This is a genomic window from Geodermatophilus sabuli (assembly GCF_010686765.1).
In the GTDB taxonomy this organism is placed as follows: domain Bacteria; phylum Actinomycetota; class Actinomycetes; order Mycobacteriales; family Geodermatophilaceae; genus Geodermatophilus; species Geodermatophilus sabuli_A.
On the sequence record NZ_JAAGWF010000015.1, the window covers coordinates 122,046 to 139,838 of the forward strand.

General features: G+C 74.4%; 16 protein-coding genes. 1 reads left to right on the forward strand and 15 read right to left on the reverse strand.

Annotation, left to right across the window (positions count from 1 at the left end; all coding sequences use genetic code 11):
* Nucleotides 1–12: 12 nt before the first annotated feature.
* Genes GCU56_RS14355 through GCU56_RS14370 form a run of 4 tightly spaced genes read right to left on the reverse strand, consistent with a single transcriptional unit; the run spans nucleotide 13 to nucleotide 4,446 of the window.
* Nucleotides 13–1,236, reverse strand: a complete 1,224-nt coding sequence (locus GCU56_RS14355) for an FAD-dependent monooxygenase (protein ID WP_163482414.1) — start codon at nucleotides 1,234–1,236, stop codon at nucleotides 13–15.
* Nucleotides 1,233–2,411, reverse strand: coding sequence for a lipid II:glycine glycyltransferase FemX (locus tag GCU56_RS14360; RefSeq protein WP_163482415.1), 1,179 nt, complete (start codon nucleotides 2,409–2,411; stop codon nucleotides 1,233–1,235). The genes GCU56_RS14355 and GCU56_RS14360 overlap by 4 nt, the downstream gene beginning before the upstream one ends.
* A 53-nt stretch (nucleotides 2,412–2,464) precedes the next feature.
* Complete coding sequence (locus GCU56_RS14365; protein WP_163482416.1) at nucleotides 2,465–3,178, reverse strand: methyltransferase domain-containing protein; 714 nt, start codon at nucleotides 3,176–3,178, stop codon at nucleotides 2,465–2,467.
* Nucleotides 3,175–4,446 (reverse strand): nucleotide sugar dehydrogenase, encoded by a 1,272-nt coding sequence (locus GCU56_RS14370; protein ID WP_163482417.1) that lies wholly within the window; start codon nucleotides 4,444–4,446, stop codon nucleotides 3,175–3,177. Before GCU56_RS14370 ends, GCU56_RS14365 begins: the two co-directional genes overlap by 4 nt.
* A 125-nt stretch (nucleotides 4,447–4,571) precedes the next feature.
* Here GCU56_RS14370 and GCU56_RS14375 point away from each other — a divergent pair, with 125 nt between their 5' ends.
* On the forward strand, nucleotides 4,572–5,612 hold the full coding sequence (locus GCU56_RS14375) for a right-handed parallel beta-helix repeat-containing protein (protein ID WP_163482418.1): 1,041 nt from the start codon (nucleotides 4,572–4,574) through the stop codon (nucleotides 5,610–5,612).
* Nucleotides 5,613–5,644: 32 nt separating this feature from the next.
* Here GCU56_RS14375 and GCU56_RS25230 read toward each other — a convergent pair whose 3' ends face one another.
* The 11 genes from GCU56_RS25230 to GCU56_RS14430 form a co-directional block, all read right to left on the reverse strand.
* On the reverse strand, nucleotides 5,645–6,685 hold the full coding sequence (locus tag GCU56_RS25230; protein WP_163482419.1) for a GNAT family N-acetyltransferase: 1,041 nt from the start codon (nucleotides 6,683–6,685) through the stop codon (nucleotides 5,645–5,647).
* Complete coding sequence (locus tag GCU56_RS14385) at nucleotides 6,682–7,656, reverse strand: glycosyltransferase (protein ID WP_163482420.1); 975 nt, start codon at nucleotides 7,654–7,656, stop codon at nucleotides 6,682–6,684. Before GCU56_RS14385 ends, GCU56_RS25230 begins: the two co-directional genes overlap by 4 nt.
* Nucleotides 7,653–8,309 carry a sugar transferase gene (locus tag GCU56_RS14390; protein ID WP_163482421.1) on the reverse strand — a complete coding sequence of 219 codons (657 nt, stop codon included), beginning with the start codon at nucleotides 8,307–8,309 and terminating at the stop codon, nucleotides 7,653–7,655. Before GCU56_RS14390 ends, GCU56_RS14385 begins: the two co-directional genes overlap by 4 nt.
* A complete protein-coding gene (locus GCU56_RS14395) occupies nucleotides 8,299–9,729 on the reverse strand; it encodes a hypothetical protein (RefSeq protein ID WP_163482422.1) in 1,431 nt (476 codons plus the stop codon). Before GCU56_RS14395 ends, GCU56_RS14390 begins: the two co-directional genes overlap by 11 nt.
* A complete protein-coding gene (locus GCU56_RS14400; RefSeq protein WP_163482423.1) occupies nucleotides 9,726–11,228 on the reverse strand; it encodes a lipid II flippase MurJ in 1,503 nt (500 codons plus the stop codon). Before GCU56_RS14400 ends, GCU56_RS14395 begins: the two co-directional genes overlap by 4 nt.
* A 116-nt stretch (nucleotides 11,229–11,344) precedes the next feature.
* Nucleotides 11,345–12,250 carry a hypothetical protein gene (locus GCU56_RS14405; protein ID WP_163482424.1) on the reverse strand — a complete coding sequence of 302 codons (906 nt, stop codon included), beginning with the start codon at nucleotides 12,248–12,250 and terminating at the stop codon, nucleotides 11,345–11,347.
* Nucleotides 12,247–13,353, reverse strand: a complete 1,107-nt coding sequence (locus GCU56_RS14410) for a DegT/DnrJ/EryC1/StrS family aminotransferase (RefSeq protein WP_163482425.1) — start codon at nucleotides 13,351–13,353, stop codon at nucleotides 12,247–12,249. Before GCU56_RS14410 ends, GCU56_RS14405 begins: the two co-directional genes overlap by 4 nt.
* The gene (locus GCU56_RS14415; RefSeq protein ID WP_163482426.1) at nucleotides 13,350–14,465 is read right to left on the reverse strand and encodes a Gfo/Idh/MocA family oxidoreductase; all 1,116 of its coding nucleotides are present in this window, start codon (nucleotides 14,463–14,465) and stop codon (nucleotides 13,350–13,352) included. The genes GCU56_RS14410 and GCU56_RS14415 overlap by 4 nt, the downstream gene beginning before the upstream one ends.
* Nucleotides 14,466–14,683: 218 nt before the next feature.
* Nucleotides 14,684–15,886, reverse strand: a complete 1,203-nt coding sequence (locus tag GCU56_RS14420) for a hypothetical protein (RefSeq protein ID WP_163482427.1) — start codon at nucleotides 15,884–15,886, stop codon at nucleotides 14,684–14,686.
* A gap of 268 nt (nucleotides 15,887–16,154) precedes the next feature.
* Nucleotides 16,155–17,204 carry a PHP domain-containing protein gene (locus GCU56_RS14425; protein ID WP_163482514.1) on the reverse strand — a complete coding sequence of 350 codons (1,050 nt, stop codon included), beginning with the start codon at nucleotides 17,202–17,204 and terminating at the stop codon, nucleotides 16,155–16,157.
* On the reverse strand, nucleotides 17,201–17,749 hold the full coding sequence (locus GCU56_RS14430) for a DoxX family protein (protein ID WP_163482428.1): 549 nt from the start codon (nucleotides 17,747–17,749) through the stop codon (nucleotides 17,201–17,203). Before GCU56_RS14430 ends, GCU56_RS14425 begins: the two co-directional genes overlap by 4 nt.
* Nucleotides 17,750–17,793: the final 44 nt, after the last annotated feature.

The following is a 17,793-nucleotide window of genomic DNA, read 5'->3' on the forward strand; positions in this document are numbered from 1 at the left end:
AGCTGACCCCCGTCAGGCGGTGAGCGACCGCTGGTCCCTCACCGCCTGCCGGCCGGCCGCGACGACCCGGCGTGCGCCGCGGCCGAGCCGCCACTGGGTCGCGCGGTGCAGGCCGTAGCGGAGCGACGGCGGTGGCGCGCCGGAGTGGTCGACCGCCGTGGGATCCCGACGCATCCGCAGCGCGTAGCCGAACTCCAGCGGTGGACGACGGATGTGGCGGTCCACCTCCTCGAACCACCGGGCGCTGCGGTCGGCGTCCGCCTGCAGATCGAGCACCGCCGGGCGCCGCTCGTCCTCGTAGCGTCGCAGGACGGCCGGCAGCTCGGCCGGGCCGCGTCCGGCGACGGCGCGGCTCAGGGCCGAGGCGTCCTCCACCGCCATGCGGGTGCCCGACCCGATCGAGAAGTGCGCGGTGTGGGCGCAGTCCCCGAGCAGGGTCACGTTGCCGGCGCTCCACCGCTCGTTGCCGACCGTGGTGAAGGTCGACCACTGGCTGGCGCCGCTGACGTCGGGCCGCAGCCGGAGGGGGTGGCCGGCCAACTGCCGGGCGAAGATGCGGCTGAGCTCGGCGACGCTCGCCGCGTCGCCCATGGCGTCGAAGCCCAGGCGCCGCCACGTCGGCTCCGTGCACTCGACGATCACCGTGCTCGCCTCGCCCGCGAAGCCGTACGCGTGGAACCAGATCCACCCGGCCGCGGTCTCCACGAACGCGAAGGTGAAGTCGGGGAACGGGCAGGACGACCCCAGCCAGATGTGCTTGTCCCCTCCGGCGCGCTCGGTCGTGCCGAACGCGTCCGCACGGCTGCGCCGCAGTCGGCTCCGGGCGCCGTCCGCCAGGACCACGAGGTCGGCACCGGCGAGCTCGCCCAGGTCGCGGACGTCGTGCTCGTACGCGATGCGCACGCCGAGTTCGCGCGCCCGGCGGGCGAGGACGTCGAGCAGGAGCTGTCGGCCCATCCCGAACCCGGTGCCGCCGAGGTGCACCGGACCGGCGTCCTCCACGAACAGGCGCTGCCCGCGCCACCGGACCGAGCCGGCCCTGATCGCCTGCGCGGTCGGGGGGTCGATCCGCCGGATCCCCTGGAGGAGGTCGTCCCAGTAGACGATCCCCCAGCCGTCGGTGCTGCCCGCCGTCCGGCGTTCCAGGACGGTGACCTCGTGCGCCGGGTCGAGCACCCGGGTCGCGATGGCCAGCCAGAGGCCGGCGGGGCCCGCCCCGACGCAGGTGACCTTCACCGTCGCCCCTCTCGTTCCTGGGGGCGGGCCGTCGGTCGCGGGGGTGGCGGCTGCCGGCGGCTGCGCAGCTGGACCTGGGCGCGGCGCAGTTGTGCGCGCCCCCATGCGCATCCGTTCGCCGCGTCGTAGACCTGACGCAGGAGGCGGGGCCGGATCAGCTCCACCGGGCCCGGATACCGGAAGGGGACGCCGCCGTACCGGAGCTTGGCCTGGTCGGGGCCGGGCCAGTCCTTGCTGCTGGTCACGCCGGCGTCGACCGCGTCGGCCAGCACCTGCTCGGAGAGGCCACCGAAGTCGAACCACCTGTAGCCGGTCCGCTTGGCCCACCGGATGATCTCCCACCGGGTCGCCGCGGGGACCAGCAGTTTCCCCCCGTCGCCGCTGCGGTCGAAACCGCAGAGCCGTCCCCGCACCGTCGTGCCGCACATGGTGACGAGGTCGGCGGTGGTGGGGACGCCGCGCACCTCGCCGATGAAGAGCGCCACGTTCCCCGTACGCGAGAGCTCGTCGTACAGGTGCCGGAGGTACTCCGGGCGTGGCGGCCGGGCGTAACCGCGCGCGTCCGCGGCCGCGGCCATCAGCTGCGCCAGCAGGTCGATGTCGCGCTCGTCCCCCTGGCGGACCGTGACTCCCTCGCGGGCCCACCGACGGGTCCACGCGCGCTGCCGGGCGGGCCAGCGGCTCAGGATGTCCTCCTCGGAGGCGGTCAGGTCCAGACGCACGGAGCCGGTCGGTGCGATACCGGCGGACGACGGTCGGAAGCCGTGCTCGAGGAGGGCCCGCCGTGCGTCGTGGCCACCCTCGGGTGGCTGGACGAACAACACCCGGACCCCCGTCAAGGTGGCGAGAGCCCTCGCCAGTGCCGGGGCGGCGGCCGTGTCGTCGCTGTCGACGATCGGCCCGTAGGCCACGTAACCGATTTCGCCGAGACCGCGGACGTGCCGGAGCAGCACCTGGGCTCCCCCGACGAGGTGGCACCCGCGGTGGGCGAACAGATACGTCGAGCGGAACCCCTCGAGCGCCCGGACGCGCGCCCAGACCGAGAGCTGGGTGACGTCGGTGCCGGTCGCGCTCGTCACGAGCCGGTCCCATCGGGCGAGCAGGTCCGGAGCCGGCTCGACGTGCAGCTGCACCTCCACGTGCGCCGGGTCCGTGGGCACCGGACGGGACGTCATCGGTCCGCTTCCCCGCCCCAGCGCTCCGCGGAGGGCGACGTGCGCCGGCCGGTTCATCGGACCGTCGTCCCACGGACGGCGGTCACGAGCACCCAGGGGCTGAGCGCCGGGAGCCGGCACAGACCCAGCCGTCGTTCGACGGCGACACAGAACGGGACCAGCCGCGAGTCGCTGGCCCGGCCGAACGGGAACCAGCAGAGTCCCCGCTCCGCCTCGATCCGGAAGCCGGCCTCCACCAGACGACGACGCCAGGGCCGGTACGACGTCTGGTAGTGCTCGTGCTGCCTGCCCTCCCGCAGGCGCCTGCGGGCGCCGGCGGCCCGTCCCCGCAACGACGAACGGTTCCAGGCGACGGTGACCAACCGTCCCCCCGGCACGAGGACGCGGGAGGCCTCCCGGCAGAACCAGTCGGAGTGCGTCACCGGCAGCACCTCGATGCAGACGACGACCGCCACCGAGTGGTCCGCGGCCGCCAAGGTCTCGTCGTGCGGGTCCACGAGCACGGGCTCGGCGGCCGGGTTCCGCCCCGCGCACGTGGCCAGGGCCTCCGGGTCGACGTCGACGGCCGTGACCGACCACCCGTGCTCCAGCAGCAGATCGGTCCAGCGGCCTCCGCCGCAGCCGACGTCGAGTGCGTGCTTCGGCGGCGGCGCAGCTGCCTGTGCCTCGGTGATGGCGTCGGTCTCCGCTGCGACGATGTACCTGCCCCAGGTGCGGTCGGCCACGTCCTCCCAGTACTGGACGGACCCCAGCGCCGCTGCGGTCACAGCCGGTCCACCGCCTCGGCCCGCACCCGGTTGCGGGTGTCCAGGACGTGGTCGGCGTGCCGCTCCAGCACGTCCCACGGCAGGTCGTCGTGGTCGGTGAGGACGATCACCAGGTCGGCCGCGGCGATCTGGTCGGCCGTCCCCTCGACCAGGTCCACGCCGGCCGGCACGAGGGCCGGGTCGACCAGCGGGTCGATGGCGGAGAGCCGGGCACCGAGCAGCTGCAGTCGCCGGGCGACGACCAGGGCGGGGGACTGCCGGGCGTCGCCGGAGTTGCGCTTGTACGCCAGGCCGGCGAGCAGCACCGCGCTGTCCTTGACCGCCTTGCTGCGGTTGTTCAGGTGCTCGGCCGCCCGGGCCACGACGTAGTCGGGCATGTGGTCGTTAATGTCGTTCGCGGTCTCGATGAACCGGAAGGCCTGGCCCAGCGACCGGCGGACCTGCCAGGACAGGTACGACGGGTCGATGGGGAGGCAGTGCCCTCCCACGCCTGGTCCGGGGGTGAACGGCATGAAGCCGAACGGCTTGGTGCTCGCGGCCTCGATGACCGACCACACGTCGACGCCGAGCCCGTGGCAGAAGATCGCCAGCTCGTTGACCAGCGCGATGTTCACGTGCCGGAACGTGTTCTCCAGCAGCTTCGCGAGCTCCGCCTCGCGGATGCCCTTCACCGGGACCACCCGGTCGACCAGCGTGCTGTAGAACTCGGCCACCGCCTTGGCCGACACGTCGTCCACACCCGCGACGATCTTGGGCGTGTTGCGGAAGTTCCACGTCGGGTTGGACGGATCGATCCGCTCCGGGCTGTACCCCACCTGGTAGTCCAGACCGGCACGCAGCGGTCCGCCGCGTTCCAGCAACGGGACGAACACGTCGTCCGTCGTGCCGGGATAGGTCGTCGACTCGAGGACCACCAGGCAGCCGGGGGAGACGTGGGGGGCCAGCGCGGTGGCCGCCGACTCCACGTAGGCGAGGTCCGGCGCGCCGTCCCGCAGGGGCGTCGGCACCGTCACGACGGCGACGTCGAAGCCGGCGAGGTCCCCCGCCTCCGTCGTGGGCCGGAACCGGCCGGTGGCCAGCGCCGCCGCCACGTCGCCGTCGGTGACGTCGTCGATGTAGGTACGGCCGGACGTCAGCCGGTCGACCCGGGACCGGTCGACGTCGAACCCGACGACGTCGAAGCCCACCTCGACGGCTCGCATGGAGAGGGGCAGGCCCACGTAGCCCTGCCCCACCACCGCCAGGCGGCGGCGCTCGGAGTTGGTCATGGGGACCTCCTTGTGGGGGACTGGATGAACGTTCACCGAGGTCACGGCTGTGATCGCCGCTACCATCGGTCGACGAACCGGTATCGGGAGGGGTGGCTGTCCTGGCACAGCAGCGGAGAGCACCGGTGTCGGTCGTCCTCGCGCTCGCCGCCCTGCTGGTCACCGGGTGCACGGCCGAGGCGGGAGGGCCGGGTCCGACCCCCTCGGCGCCGGCCACCGGCGGCTCCGCCGACTGCACGATGACCGTGGCGACGCCGGACCAGGCGCGCGGTGTCCTCGCCAGCGCCCGGCCCGGGTCCGTCGTCTGCGTCACGGCCGACCTGCCGGACACCGACCTGGTCCTGCGCCGGTCCGGCGAGGACGGGCAGCCGATCGTGCTCACCGCTGAGGGAGCCACCGTGCGGTCGGTCACGGTCGAGGGCCGCGACGTCGTCGTCCAGGGCCTCACCGTCGTGGGCGGGGAGGGCATCGACCTGCGTGGCGCGAGCCTCGTCGCCCGGGACAACCGGGTGGTCCGCGCCTCGCAGGACGGGATCTCCTGCGAGGAGGAGTGCGCCGACGTGCTGATCGAGCGCAACACCGTCGAGGAGACCGACGGTTCCGGCATCATCGTCGAGGGCCAGCGGATAGCGATCCGGGGCAACGACGTGAGCGGCTCCGTGCGCCGCGAGGCCGGGGACGCCGACGGCCTGCGGTTCTTCGGCAGCGACATCGAGATCAGCGGGAACACCGTCCACGACATCAAGGACGACGGGTACGTCGGCGAGCCGCCGCACACCGACTGCTTCCAGACCTTCGACAACAGCCGGATCCCCACCGTCCGCGCCGTCATCACCGACAACGTCTGTCGCAACGTCGATGCGCAGTGCCTCATCGCGACGGCCGAGGAGTCGGGGGACGACGGGGAGATCGGCCGTTCCAGCGACATCCGGTTCACCGGGAACCAGTGCCAGGTCGAGGGTTCCCAGGCGTTGCTGATCCAGTGGTTCCCGCAGGTCGTGGTCCGGGGCAACAGCTTCGACGGCCCCTTCCTCGACCGCGCCGCGATCTTCCTGGACGGGTCGACCGGCGGGGAGTTCACCGGCAACACCGTCGTGGACGGAGTGGAGCCCTACGAGGTGGACGCCTCGTCCCGGGAGGGTTTCCGGGCAGAGGGGCAGGACTGACCCCGGTCCGCTGACCCGCCGCTGCGCCGCCATCAGCAGAAGTACCGGTAGAGGGCCGCGCCGGCCCGTGCGGTGACGTCGTCCGGGACGGACGGGTCGGTCATGAGGTCGGTGACCACGCGGAGCGTGTGCTCCACGTCGGCCGACCGGCCGACCGGGGGACCGCCGGCGTTCAGGGTCCGGATCCGCCCCTCCGTGCTGGCCCACTTCCGCTTGTAGGCGACCAGTCCGGGCTGGTCCAGGTCGGACAGGCCCCAGTCCAGTGCGCGCAGCCCGCGCTCGGACGCCCACTGGATGAGCGCCCAGTGGATCGCGTCGTTGGGCCGCAGGGCGAGGTGCTCGGCGCGCGAGGCGCCGAACTTGTAGTAGACGGTGTCCTGCCAGACCAGGTAGAGGGCGCCGGCGACCGGCCGGCCGTCGACGAGGGCCAGGGCCGTCCGGACGCCGTCGGCGGGGGCGAACGCCTTCCAGATGCGCTCGAACAGCTCGGCGGGCTGGGCGAGCAGCCGGTACTTCCGCTTGCGCAGTTCCACGTGCAGGCGGTGCAGCTCCTGCACCGCCTCCGACCCGGCGCTGAGGACCACCTCCACGCCCGACCGCTCGGCGGTCGCGATGTTGCGTCGGGTCTGCGACCGGAACGACCGGTGCACCGCGTCGAGGGGCCGGTCCAGGCGTGTCTCGTGCCAGGCGGCCTCACCGACCACGGTGAACCGGGCGTCGCCGTCCGGTGCGGCACCGGCCAGGCTCCGGACGGTCACCGGCAGGTCGCCGGCGAGGAGGCGCCCGGAGACGGCCGACCAGGCCTGCGCGTCGGCGGCCACGGGCTCCGCCCGGTCGCAGAACGGCAGCACCGACCGCCGCTGGCCCCGGAGGTCGCGCACGTCGACCCACGCGACCCCCGCGACCGGACGTCCCGCCGGCGCCACGACGACGTCCGCCGTCGGCTCGAACCCGTAGGTGTCGCAGACCGCGCCGATCCAGGGCGGCGAGGTGAACAGGCTGCCGCCGGGCCCGCTGACCAGGGCCTCCCACCGGGGATCGGTCCGCGGGTCGACGCGCAGGGGGCCGGTCACGACGCCAGCCCGAACGCCGGTGGGCTGTCGGTGCGCAGCACCCCGCACCCCACGGCGTCGAGGAGGTCCTCGACCGTGAGCTGCGCCGGGTCGCGGTGGACGGCGAGGCCGCGGCGCTGCAGCTCGTCGGCCAGCTGGGGCTGGTGGTCGTCGCCCGCCTCGCCGAGCGCGGCCGAGCGGGCGGCGAGGACCGGACGACGGCCGGCCGCCAGGGCCGTCAGCGCCGAGCCGACACCCGCGTGGGCCACCACCAGGTCGGCGACCCGCATCGCCGCCGCCAGGTCACCGGAGTCCACGAACGGGACGGCGTCGATCGGCAGGTGGCCGGTCGGTGTGCAGCCGGTCTGCCAGAGGACCTCGACCGGCCGTCCGGTGGCGCCGGCCAGCGGCCCGTCCGGGGCCAGCAGGGGTGCCAGCCGGTCGATCAACCGGCCGAAGGGGAACTCCGCCGCCGTCCCGACGGTGACGACGACCCGGACGACGTCCCCCAGGGGGCGGCGCGCCGGGTCGGGCAGGTGACTGTCGAACACGCTCCCGCCGTGCTGCCAGCGGGGCCCGGTCCAGGCGGCGTACTGCGTGTAGCGCCGGATCGCGGGGACCCACTGCAGCACCCGGCCCGTCCGGGACGGCGCCGCGACCCGGGCGGCACTCTCGATGTAGTGGCAGTCCACCCCCCGCGCGGCGAGGTAGGGCAGGTAGCCCAGGGCGATGCCCGAGCCGGTGGAGACGACGCGGGTGAGCTCGCGCTCGCGCCACAGCCGGTGGGCGGTCGGCACGCACGCGGCGACGTCGCGGGCGTTGCCCACCCGCACGTACGGGACGTACTCCACGTCCCGGCCGCCGAGCAGGGAACGGCTCTGCTGGTTCTCGTGCGTGACCCACACGTCGTGGCCGTCGGGTGGGATGCGGCCGGCCAGGGAGACCAGCTGCTCGAGGTGGCCCCCGGTCGTGGCGAGGAAGAGCGTCGTCATCGTGCGCCTCCGCCCCGCAGCAGCGCGGGCACCGTGAGCAGCAGGATCTTCAGGTCCCGGGCCAGCCCGCGATCGCGCACGTAGGCCAGGTCGAGCGCCAGCATGTCGAGCGTGCCCACCGCACTGCGGGCCGTGACCTGCCACAGGCCGGTGAGCCCGGGCGGCACGGAGAAGCGGGCGTCGAACTCGGCGGGGAACAGCTCCGCCTCCCAGGGCAGGCACGGCCGCGGGCCGACCAGGGTCATGTCCCCGCGCACGACGTTGAACAGCTGCGGGAGCTCGTCGAGGCTGGTCCGGCGCAGGAAGTGCCCCGAGCGGGTGACCCGCGGGTCGGCGTCCAGCTTGGTGCTGCCGTTCCGCGCGGTGTCCTCGCCGCGGAGCTCGGCCGCGATCAGTGCGCGGTGCGCACCGTCGTCCCCGCCGACGACCATCGACCGGAACTTGTAGGCCGTGAACGGCCGTCGGGACAGGCCGACGCGCTCCTGCCGGAGCAGGGCCGGACCCGGGCTGTCCAGGCGCACCCACAGCGCGAGGACCACCAGCAGCGGCGAGAGCACCACCAGCCCCAGCAGGGCGAGGACGAGGTCGAGGACGCGGCGTACCCGTCCCTCCCACCGCGGCGGGTGCCCCACCGCCGTCGTCTCAACGATCATCGGACCTCCCACCGACCACGGCCAGGTACACGAACAGCAGGTCACCGGCTCCCCGGAGCACGAGGTGGATGTCGATCAGCGACAGCACCAGGACCATCCACCACGCCGCCCAGAGCGCCGAGCCGAAGGCGCCGGCGGCATCGGGCCGGGCGGCGACGCGGCGGGCGTGCCGGAACACGTGGACCGACAGCCAGACGAAGCCCAGCAGCAGGGGGATCCCACCGACCCAGAGGAACTGCAGGTAGCCGTACTCGAGGTAGATCAGCTCCCGCCAGGTCTCCGGTGCGGGCAGGACCGAGTTGGGTCCGACCCCCAGCACCCAGCGGGAGTCCCCGAGGCCCGGCAGGTAGAAGGTGGTCAGGTTGTCCCAGCGGCCGAGCCAGCTCCGTGGGACGCCGAAGCCGTCGCCGAACTGGGACAGCCGCGCGAGGAACGCCGGCATGCCCGCGAGCGCGGCCAGGACGAGGAGGGGGAGGAGCCGGAGGGCCAGTCGCCGCAGGTGCCGGTGCTGGTAGAGCATCGCGGCGCCCACCACGGCGGCCGAGGCCCAGGTGGAGAACTGGCCCGCGGCGAACGCGCCCGCGACCAGCGGCAGCCCCAGGACGATGAGCTCCCGGCGACCGACCAGCCCGCGCAGCCCCATGGCCACCAGCAGGGCCAGCGCCAGCACGACGTAGTCACCCGTGGCGATGGGCGAGGCCAGCGTGGTCGTCCCCCGCTCGAGCAGGTCGTCGGGGTTGCCGTCGCCCAGCCAGTACGTCTGGAGCAGCGCGACGACCGGGGAGACCCCCGCCGTCTGCAGCACGGCGATGACGCCGAGGACGGCGGCCGGCCACGTGATGGCACGGACCAGCCAGAGCCGGTGTGTGTCCGTCCGGACCGTGGCCCGCACCAGCACGAGCAGGGCGACCAGCTTGCAGATCGGCAGCACCGCGGTCAGGTCGTCGCCACCGGGCGTCAGCCCCCGCAGCAGCAGCCAGCTCACCGGCCACAGGGTGGACAGCAGCACGAAGACGGCGAGCGGGACGTCGAGCGGGCGCAGCCGGGGGGAGACCTCGTCGCCCCGGACGAACCGGAGGTAGCCGCCGGTCGCGGCGCCGGCCAGCAGCAGGGCCAGGAGCGCCTCGTTCGGGCGGGCGAACGGGATGAGCACGTCCCGGTCGATGCCGGCCAGGAAGGGCAGGGTGACGAGGTAGACGTAGACGGCGGCGACCGGGTGCAGCGCGACCACGACGACGAGCAGGAAGCCGGCCACGACCAGCGCACCGACGGCGCCCAGCAGGGCGGCGGCACCGCCGGCCAGCACGGCGGCGCCGGCACAGAGGACGACGGGGCCGGCGGACCGGCGCGTCCGCGGCGCCGGGGTCGGGTCGACGGGCTGGGCGACGGCGGTCCCCCGGCCGGTCTCGGTGACGGTCATGCGTCGCTCCTGCGGTGGGTGAGCGCGACGAGCGCCCCGGCGAAGACGGCGAGCGCCAGCGCCGCGGCGCCCGCCATCACCAGCACGTCGGTCGTCCGGCCGGCCTCGCCGGTCACCAGCCGGCCGGCGCCGAGCACGGGGAGCATCGCGACCGCGGCGGCGACGGCGGCGCCCAGCCAGCGGCGGTCCACGGTCCGCTCCGGGCGGATGGTGCGCCGCACCAGGTGGACCACGGTCGCGGCCGCGGCCGTGTCGGCGAGCAGCACGGTGACGCACAACCCGGCGATGCGGGGCAGGAGGCCGGGGAGCAGCAGCGAGCCGGTCCCGCCGACCACCGTCACCGCGAAGGCGACGATCCCGGCGAGCCGGGGGCCCCGGACGTCGAGGTGGGCGAACAGCGCCTGCCGGCCGATCTCGTGCACCCCGCTGGCGAGCTGGGCCACGCCGAGGACGGCGATGCAGGCTGCCAGGGCGTCGACCAGCGCGTCGTCCTGCAGCTCACCGGTGGCCAGGGCGGCGGCGATGCCGCCGGAGAAGGCGACGAGGACGCACAGCGGCGGCAGTCCGGCCGTCCACGCGTACGAGAGCGCCTGCCGCCAGGACGCCGCGTACCGGCCGGCGTCGCCGTCGCGGACCGCGGCCGACATCCCCGGCATGACGGCGGTCGAGACGGCGCGCGCCCCCAGCGCCGGCGGGACGATGTACACGGTGTAGGCCATCTGGAAGACGAGGACGCCGCCCGGCACGGTCGCGGCCACCGCCAGCAGCGTGAAGTGCCCGGACGCGGGCAGCACCGCCACCACGACCGACCGGCGCAACCGCCGGGCCACCGTCCGGACCTCCTCGTCGGCCCGCCAGCCGCGAGACGGTCGGATGGACAACCCCAGCCGTCGGGCTCCGATGACCTGCAGCGCGGCGTGCAGGGCGACCGACAGCGTGGCCCCGCACCCGAGCAGGACGACGACCTCGAACGGCACCTCCCCGATCGAGGCGCCGGGAGCGTGCACCACCGCGACGGCGCCCATCGTGAGCATCAGGCCCACGTTCTCCACGGCCGGTGCGGCGGTGGCCAGTGCGTAGCGCTCGCACGCCTGCTGCGCGGCTGCCCCGAGGGCGGCGACCGTGTACAGGACCACCTGCGCCGCCACGAGGACCAGCAGGAGTGCGGTGACGACCAGCGCCCGGCCCCGCGACGCGTCGGGGACCCCCAGCGTCAGCAGCCACGCCAGCCCCGGCGAGGCGACGACCAGCAGCAGCGCGACCGCGGCCGAGGTGCTGACCAGGAGGCCGCTCAGCCGCCTCAGGTACCGGGCCGTCTCGGCCGTCCCCCGCTCCGCCACGGACCGGACGACGGCGGGCACGACCACCAGCGCCAGCACGGGCCCGGCCACCACCGAGTAGGTGAGGTTGGGCACCGTGTTCGTGGCCAGGAAGCTGTTCGTCAGCGACGTCGGACCCAGCACCGCGCCGATGACGACCACCCGGAGGAGGCCCGTCACACGGCTCGTCAGCGTCCAGGCCGCCACGGTCGCGGAGCTGCGCGCGACCGTCCGGGTCGGGGCCTCGGCCAGGGGAGGTGGGGGACGGGTGCCCCCCGCGAGCGTCACGCCGCCGCCTACGGAGTCGTCCAGCGGCGGGCGATGACGGCGACCCCGAGCAGCGCGACGAGGAGCGCGGCGGCGGCTCCTGCCCCGACGGCCTGCACCCGGCTGGGACTGACCGGGTCGGACTCGGCGAAGGGAGGCGTCAGCACGGATGCGCCCGCACCGGCCAGCTCGGTGAACCGCACCTCGTCGAGCTGCTCGCGGATCACCTGCTCGCGCTGGGCCAGCGCGTCGATCTCACCCTGCCGCGCGGGATCGGCGCGCAGGGCCGCGATCTGGTCGACCACGCCCTGCAGCTGTCCCTCGAGGTAGGTGCGCAGCTCGGCCCGCTGGGTGTTGGCGGACGCGGCCAGGTACTGGTCGATGATCGACTGGAGCATCGGCTGCACGCTGTCCCGATCGCCGTCGGTGAGCCGTAGCGAGATCACCTCGCTCTCGCTCACGACGCCGGCCTCGAACGCGTCGGAGAGCTCCTCGACCGGCACGTCGTACTGCGCGGCCACCGGGTCGAGCACCGTCCGGCTCTCGAGCAGCACCAGCTGTGTGGAGAGGTTCCGGTCCTCCCGGAGGAATCCGGTCGGCTGCTCCTGGGTCAGGGAGTACAGCAGCTCGGCCTGCGCCGCGTAGCGCACGGGCAGCTGCCCCCAGACGTACCAGCCGGTGGCCCCGCCGATGCCGACCAGCACCATGGTCAGGAGGGCCAGGGCGGTCCACCTCCGCGGGGTCAACCGCCGGCGTCGCCGGGGCCCGACCAGCGGTGCCGCGCCGTCGGTGCGCGCGTCCTCGGCGGGGAGGGCGAGCGCCTCGGGAGCGATGAAGTTGGGGGCGGGCGGATCGGTGCTCGGGGCACGACCCTCGGCCGAGGCCGGCCTGCGGGGCCGGCCGGCGGTCTTCCGGCCGTTCGTGCTGGTGGTCACCGGGTCACCTGGCCCAGGACGGCGCAGACCGTGTCCACCTGGTCGGCGGTCATGGTCGGGGACATCGGGAGCGACAGGATGTGCCGTGCGGCGTGCTCGGCCACGGGCAGCGGCCCGTCGGCGAACCCGGCGAGGGCGGGCTGGAGGTGACAGGGCACCGGATAGTGGATGCCCCAGCCGATCCCGGCGGCGTCCAGTGCCCTCGTCGTGGCCTCGCGGTCGGGCACCTGGACGACCGCGAGGTGGTGCACCGACTCGGCCAGCCGGTGCTGGGCCAGCGGCCGGTGGTCCAGGGGGAGGTGGTGGAGGTACCGGTCCATCAGGGCACTCCTGTGTCGGTTGTGCCGATCGAGGTGGAGCAGCTTCGCGGAGAGCACGGCAGCCTGGAGGGTGTCCAGCCGGCTGTTCCGGCCGGGCACCTGGTGCAGGTGGTGTCCGCCGCCGCCGCGTCCGTGGTTGGCCAGCTGCCGGATGCGGGCGCTCAGGTCGGGATCGTCGGTGACCACCGCCCCGGCGTCCCCCAGCGCTCCCAGGTTCTTGCCCGGGTAGAAGCTGAAGGCGGCGGCGACGCCCACGCTGCCGGCCCGTCGTCCTCCGAAGCGGGCCCCGTGCGCCTGGGCGGCGTCCTCGACGAGCGCCAGACCGTGCCGCGCGGCCAGCGGCGCCAGCCGCCCGACGTCCGCCATCTGGCCGAACAGGTGCACGGCCATGACCGCGACGGTCCGGGGACCGATGGCCGCCGCGACGGCATCGGGGTCGACCTCCAGCGTGTCCGGCAGCACGTCCACGAAACGCGGTCGTGCCCCCGTGGCGCACACCGCCTCCGCCGTGGCGACGAACGTGTTGGCAGGGACGACGACCTCGTCCCCCGGCCCGACACCGAGCCCGGCCAGGATCAGCTCGAGCGCGTCCGTGCCGTTGGCGACACCGACGCAGTGCCGCGTGCCGCAGTAGTCGGCGAACTGCTCCTCGAACTCGCCCACCTCGGGGCCGCCGATGAACCCGCCGTGGGCCACCACGGACTTCCAGGCCAGGTCGAGCTCGTCCCGGAGTGACTCGGTCACGCCGGCGAGGTCGAGGAACGGGATCGGGTGCCGCGTCATGACGCGATCTGCGGGGGGTTGGGGAGCCGGCGACGCATGCCCAGCACGGGTCGGCCGGCCTCCGGCGCCAGGCCGCTCGGGTCGTGCAGCGCACCGGCGAGGTCGCGGGCCGCCCCCTGGAGTTCGTTCGTCGCCTCCAGCACCCGGACGATCTCCAGGCCGCGTTCTCCCGGGGTGTCGGGCCGCGCCCCGGTCCGGATGCAGTCCAGGAAGTGCTCGTCCTGGACGAGCAACGGCTCCTTGAACGCGATGTACGGGGACGTGATGTCACCGGTGCGGTAGGACACCGGCAACGCGTGCGCCGCCGTGGGGTCGTCGATCGCGTCGACGTCGACGCCGATGTCGTAGACCCGGATCCGTTCGTTGTCCGACAGGTCGTCGTAGACGGCCATCTTCCGCTCACCGACGACGGTGACCTGCCGGGTCTTGTTGGGGGTCAGCCAGCTCACGTGGACGTAGGCCGGGACCTTGGCGCGCTCGAAGTCCAGGCGCAGGTAGGCCACGTCGGCGTGCTGGCTGCTGATGTTGCAGTGCGCCCAGACCGCGGTCGAGGACGGCATCTCGTCGAGGATGTAGCTGACGATGGAGATGTCGTGCGGGGCGAGGTCCCAGATGACGTTGACGTCGCTCTGGTAGCGACCCAGGCTCAGCCGGGCGGTGTCCACGTACAGGACCCGGCCCAGGGCTCCCGACCGGACGAGCTCCCGCAGCTTCCAGACCGCGGCGTTGTACTCGAACGTGTGGCCCACCATGAGGTGGACGCGGCGCCGGGCGGCGGCCTCGACGAGCAGTTCGGCGTCCCAGACGGACGTCGTGAGGGGCTTCTCGACCAGCACGTGCTTGGCCGCCTCGAGCGCCTGCCGGGCGACGGCCGCGTGGGCACCCGGGGGCGTGGCGACGATGACGGCGTCGATGTCGTCCAGGACGTCGTCGAGGCAGGTGGCCAACGTCGCCATCGGGTGGTGGGCCGCTGCCTCGGCGAGCCGGTCGGGGTTCGCGTCGACGACGGTGACGGCCACCCCGGGCATGCTGCTGAGCACGCGCACGTGCTTGGAGCCCCAGTAGCCGTAGCCGACGACGGCGACCCGGTCCTGGTGTTGCTGACTTCTCACGATGTCCTCCTGCGCGGTTCTGCGCGGGTCACGGCGCCGCGGGTGGGGATGCGCGACGGTCTGCCTGCTGATCTGGTCACGTCCTCGACGGGCGTTGCGCGAGGTCGTGCACGGGGGACGCGGAGCCCCGGTGGGGTGACCGGCCAGAGCCGGACCCGAGCTGTACGGGACGTCGACGGCAGCACACCCGCGGCACGGCGGGTGGCGCGGACCGCAGCTCAGTCCGGTCGGACCCCAGGAGCAACGGCGTCCCCGGCGGTGGAGTCGGCAGCGCCGGCACGGACGGGCACCGAGGCCGCGGCCTCCGCTGCCGCGCGCCAGGCGTGCAGCACCGCGAGTGGCACCGCGGCAGCGCCGTCCTGGTTGGTCCCGGACACGGCGGTACCGCAGGAGCCGGTCGCCGTGGGCGCCGACGGCACGGGTACCGGTGGAGCGGGCGGCAGCTGCCGGTCGGGGGCGAGGGGGGCGACGGGCGCCGGGGCCTCGGCCGGGACGATCGGCGACACGGTCGCCAGGACGACCGCGGGTCGCACGACGGCGCGCACCTGACGGCTGGTGGCCGCGGAGGCCGGAGAGGCCGGGGAGGCCTCGGCCCGGCCGGTCGGACCGGTGGGAGCGGGACTGACCGCGCAGAGGGTGGGCGGCGTCTCGGGCGGGTGGGTGGCCGCGATGCCGAGCGTGGCGGGCAGCTCGGCCGGCACGGTGCCGTCCTCGGACCGGACCAGGTCGGGGAGGACCGGGGGCGTCGACGCGGCGTCCGCCGGCGTGGCCTCGCCGGCGGTGGCGGGGCCCGCAGGCGTCGCGGCCGGATCGGGGACCGCTGCCGGCGGGACCTCGTCCACCGGCGGGGCGTCGACCGGCGGGACCTCCAACGGCGGGTCCTCGTCCAGCGGCGGGGCGTCGACGGGCGGGGCGTCGACCGGGGGGACGTCGACGGGCGGGGCGTCGACCGGGGGGACGTCGACGGGCGGGACGTCGACCGGCGGGACGTCGACGGGCGGGACGTCGACCGGCGGGACGTCGACCGGCGGGACGTCGACCGGCGGGACGTCGACCGGCGGGACGTCAGCGGGCGGGACGTCGACCGGCGGGGGGACCGGGGCGCCGTCGGTCTGGTCACCGCGGTCCGGCTGCCCGATCCCTCCGGGAGCTCCGCTCCCGGCGTCCGCGGGCGGCACGTCGGCGTATCCGGGCCAACTCTCCGCGGCGGCGGCCCCTGCACCGCCCACTGGCTGTGCGGCGTCGCCCGCGGTGGCGGTCGTCCCCGCGTGGGCCCGGCCTGCGAGGACCAGCAGCAGCACCCACGTGCCGGCCACCAACAGCAGGCCGAGCACCGCCCGCCGGAGCCAGCGGTGACCGGCCGTGGGCAGGGGAGCGCCTGGCGTCGCTCCCGTCAGCGGCGCGCTGCGGGGCGACGACATCGCGGTGCCGCCTGCCAGGACCACACTGCCCCCATCCACGCGTGGGGACGAGGTGGGAAGACCGGATCGTCCCCGCCGGTCACGTGGGCGGGACCCTCCCGAGGGGGCCGATGGGGGTCAACCCCATCGCGCACGGGCTCGTGACGCGCCGTGTCCGACATCACATCGTGTGATCGGTCACTTGCTCCGAAGCGCATCTGTGCAGGTCGCTGTCACCGTGTGGCGGCTGGTCGAGCACGTAGCGTCACCGTCGGGCGTGTCGAGCGGGTCACTCCGTCCAGGCCAGCAGGCGGGCGGCCGGCCAGGTGTTGACCACCCGATCGACCGGGACGCCGACCTCCACGGCCCGTTCGCAGCCGTTGCCCTGCCAGTCCAGCTGGCCGGGGGCGTGGGCGTCGGTGTCGACGGCGAACTCGCAGCCCAGCTCCACCGCCAGGTGCAGCAGCCGCAGTGGCGGGTCCAGCCGCTCCGGCCGGGAGTTGATCTCGACCGCGGTGCCGTGCTCGACGCAGGCGGTGAAGACCGCCTCGGCGTCGAAGGTGCTCTCCGGTCGCGGCCGCTGACGGCGTCCCTCCCGCTGCTCGCGCGGGATGAGCAGCCGCCCGGTGCAGTGCCCCAGGACGTCGGTGTGCGGGTCGGCCACCGCCCGCAGCATCCGCTCGGTCATGGCGGCCGACTCCGCCCGCAGGTCCGAGTGGACGCTCGCGACGACGACGTCGAGCCGGCCGAGCAGCTCCTCGGTCTGGTCGAGGGAGCCGTCGAGGTTGATGTCGCACTCGATGCCGGTGAGGATCCGGAACGGCGCGAGCTCCTCGTTCAGCTGCGCGACGACGTCCAGCTGCCGTTCCAGCCGCTCGGGAGACAGGCCGTTGGCGACGGTCAGCCGGGGCGAGTGGTCGGTCAGCGCCATGTACTCGTGCCCCAGCCCGATGGCGGCCTCGGCCATCTCCCGGATCGGGCTGCCGCCGTCCGACCAGTCCGAGTGCACGTGCAGGTCACCGCGGAGCGCGGCGCGGAACTCGGCGACGTCGTCGGCCAGCGGCGTGAGCTCGCCGTGCGTCTCCTCCAGGCGGGCCAGGTACTCGGGCACCTCGCCGGCATGCGCCTGCACGATCGCCGCACCGGTCTTGGGGCCGATGCCCTTGAGGTCGGTGAGCGTCCGCGTGCGGATCCGCCGGTCGAGCTCCTCGGGGCCGAGGGTGTCGACGACGGCGGCGGCGGTGCGGAACGCCGACACCCGGTGCGTGGGCTCGCGGGCGCGCTCCAGGAGGAAGGCGATCCTCCGGAGCGCGGCCGCGGGCGGGAGTGGAGAGCTCAGCGGGCCGCCTTCTTCGCCCGCCGCTCGGCCTTCTTGTGGGCCTTGGCCGCGCGCTTCTGGGCCTTCTCGTAGCTGCGCTCGGTGCCCTCGGCCGCGCGCTTCGCCGCCCGGCGCGCCCGGTAGCCCACCGACGGCTTGCCCTCGGTGTCGACCGCGGCGATCAGCAGCCCACCGAGCAGGCCGAGGTTCTTGAGGAAGTGGGACAGCTGGCCGAAGCGCTCCTTGGGGTCCTCGTGCTCCCAGAAGCGGTGCCCGGCCAGCGTGGTCGGCACGATGCTGCCGGCGAGGGCGAGCGCGGACAGCCGGGGCAGCTTGCCGAGCGCGAACAGCGAGCCGGCGGCGACCTTCACGCCCGCGTCGATCCGGACCCACTGCTCGACGTCCCGCGGCACCTGCACCGGCAGCGTCTTGTCCGCCTGCTCGGTGATCTGGTCGACCACGGGCTGCGCACCGGGCACCCGCGTCTGCGGGTTGCGCAGGGTGTCGATGCCGCCGTAGACGAACGACGAGGCGAGCAACGGCCGGGCGATCCGGCGGACCAACATGGAGGAACCTCTTTCGTCGGGGATCTCGTGTGCTCCGGTGCCCG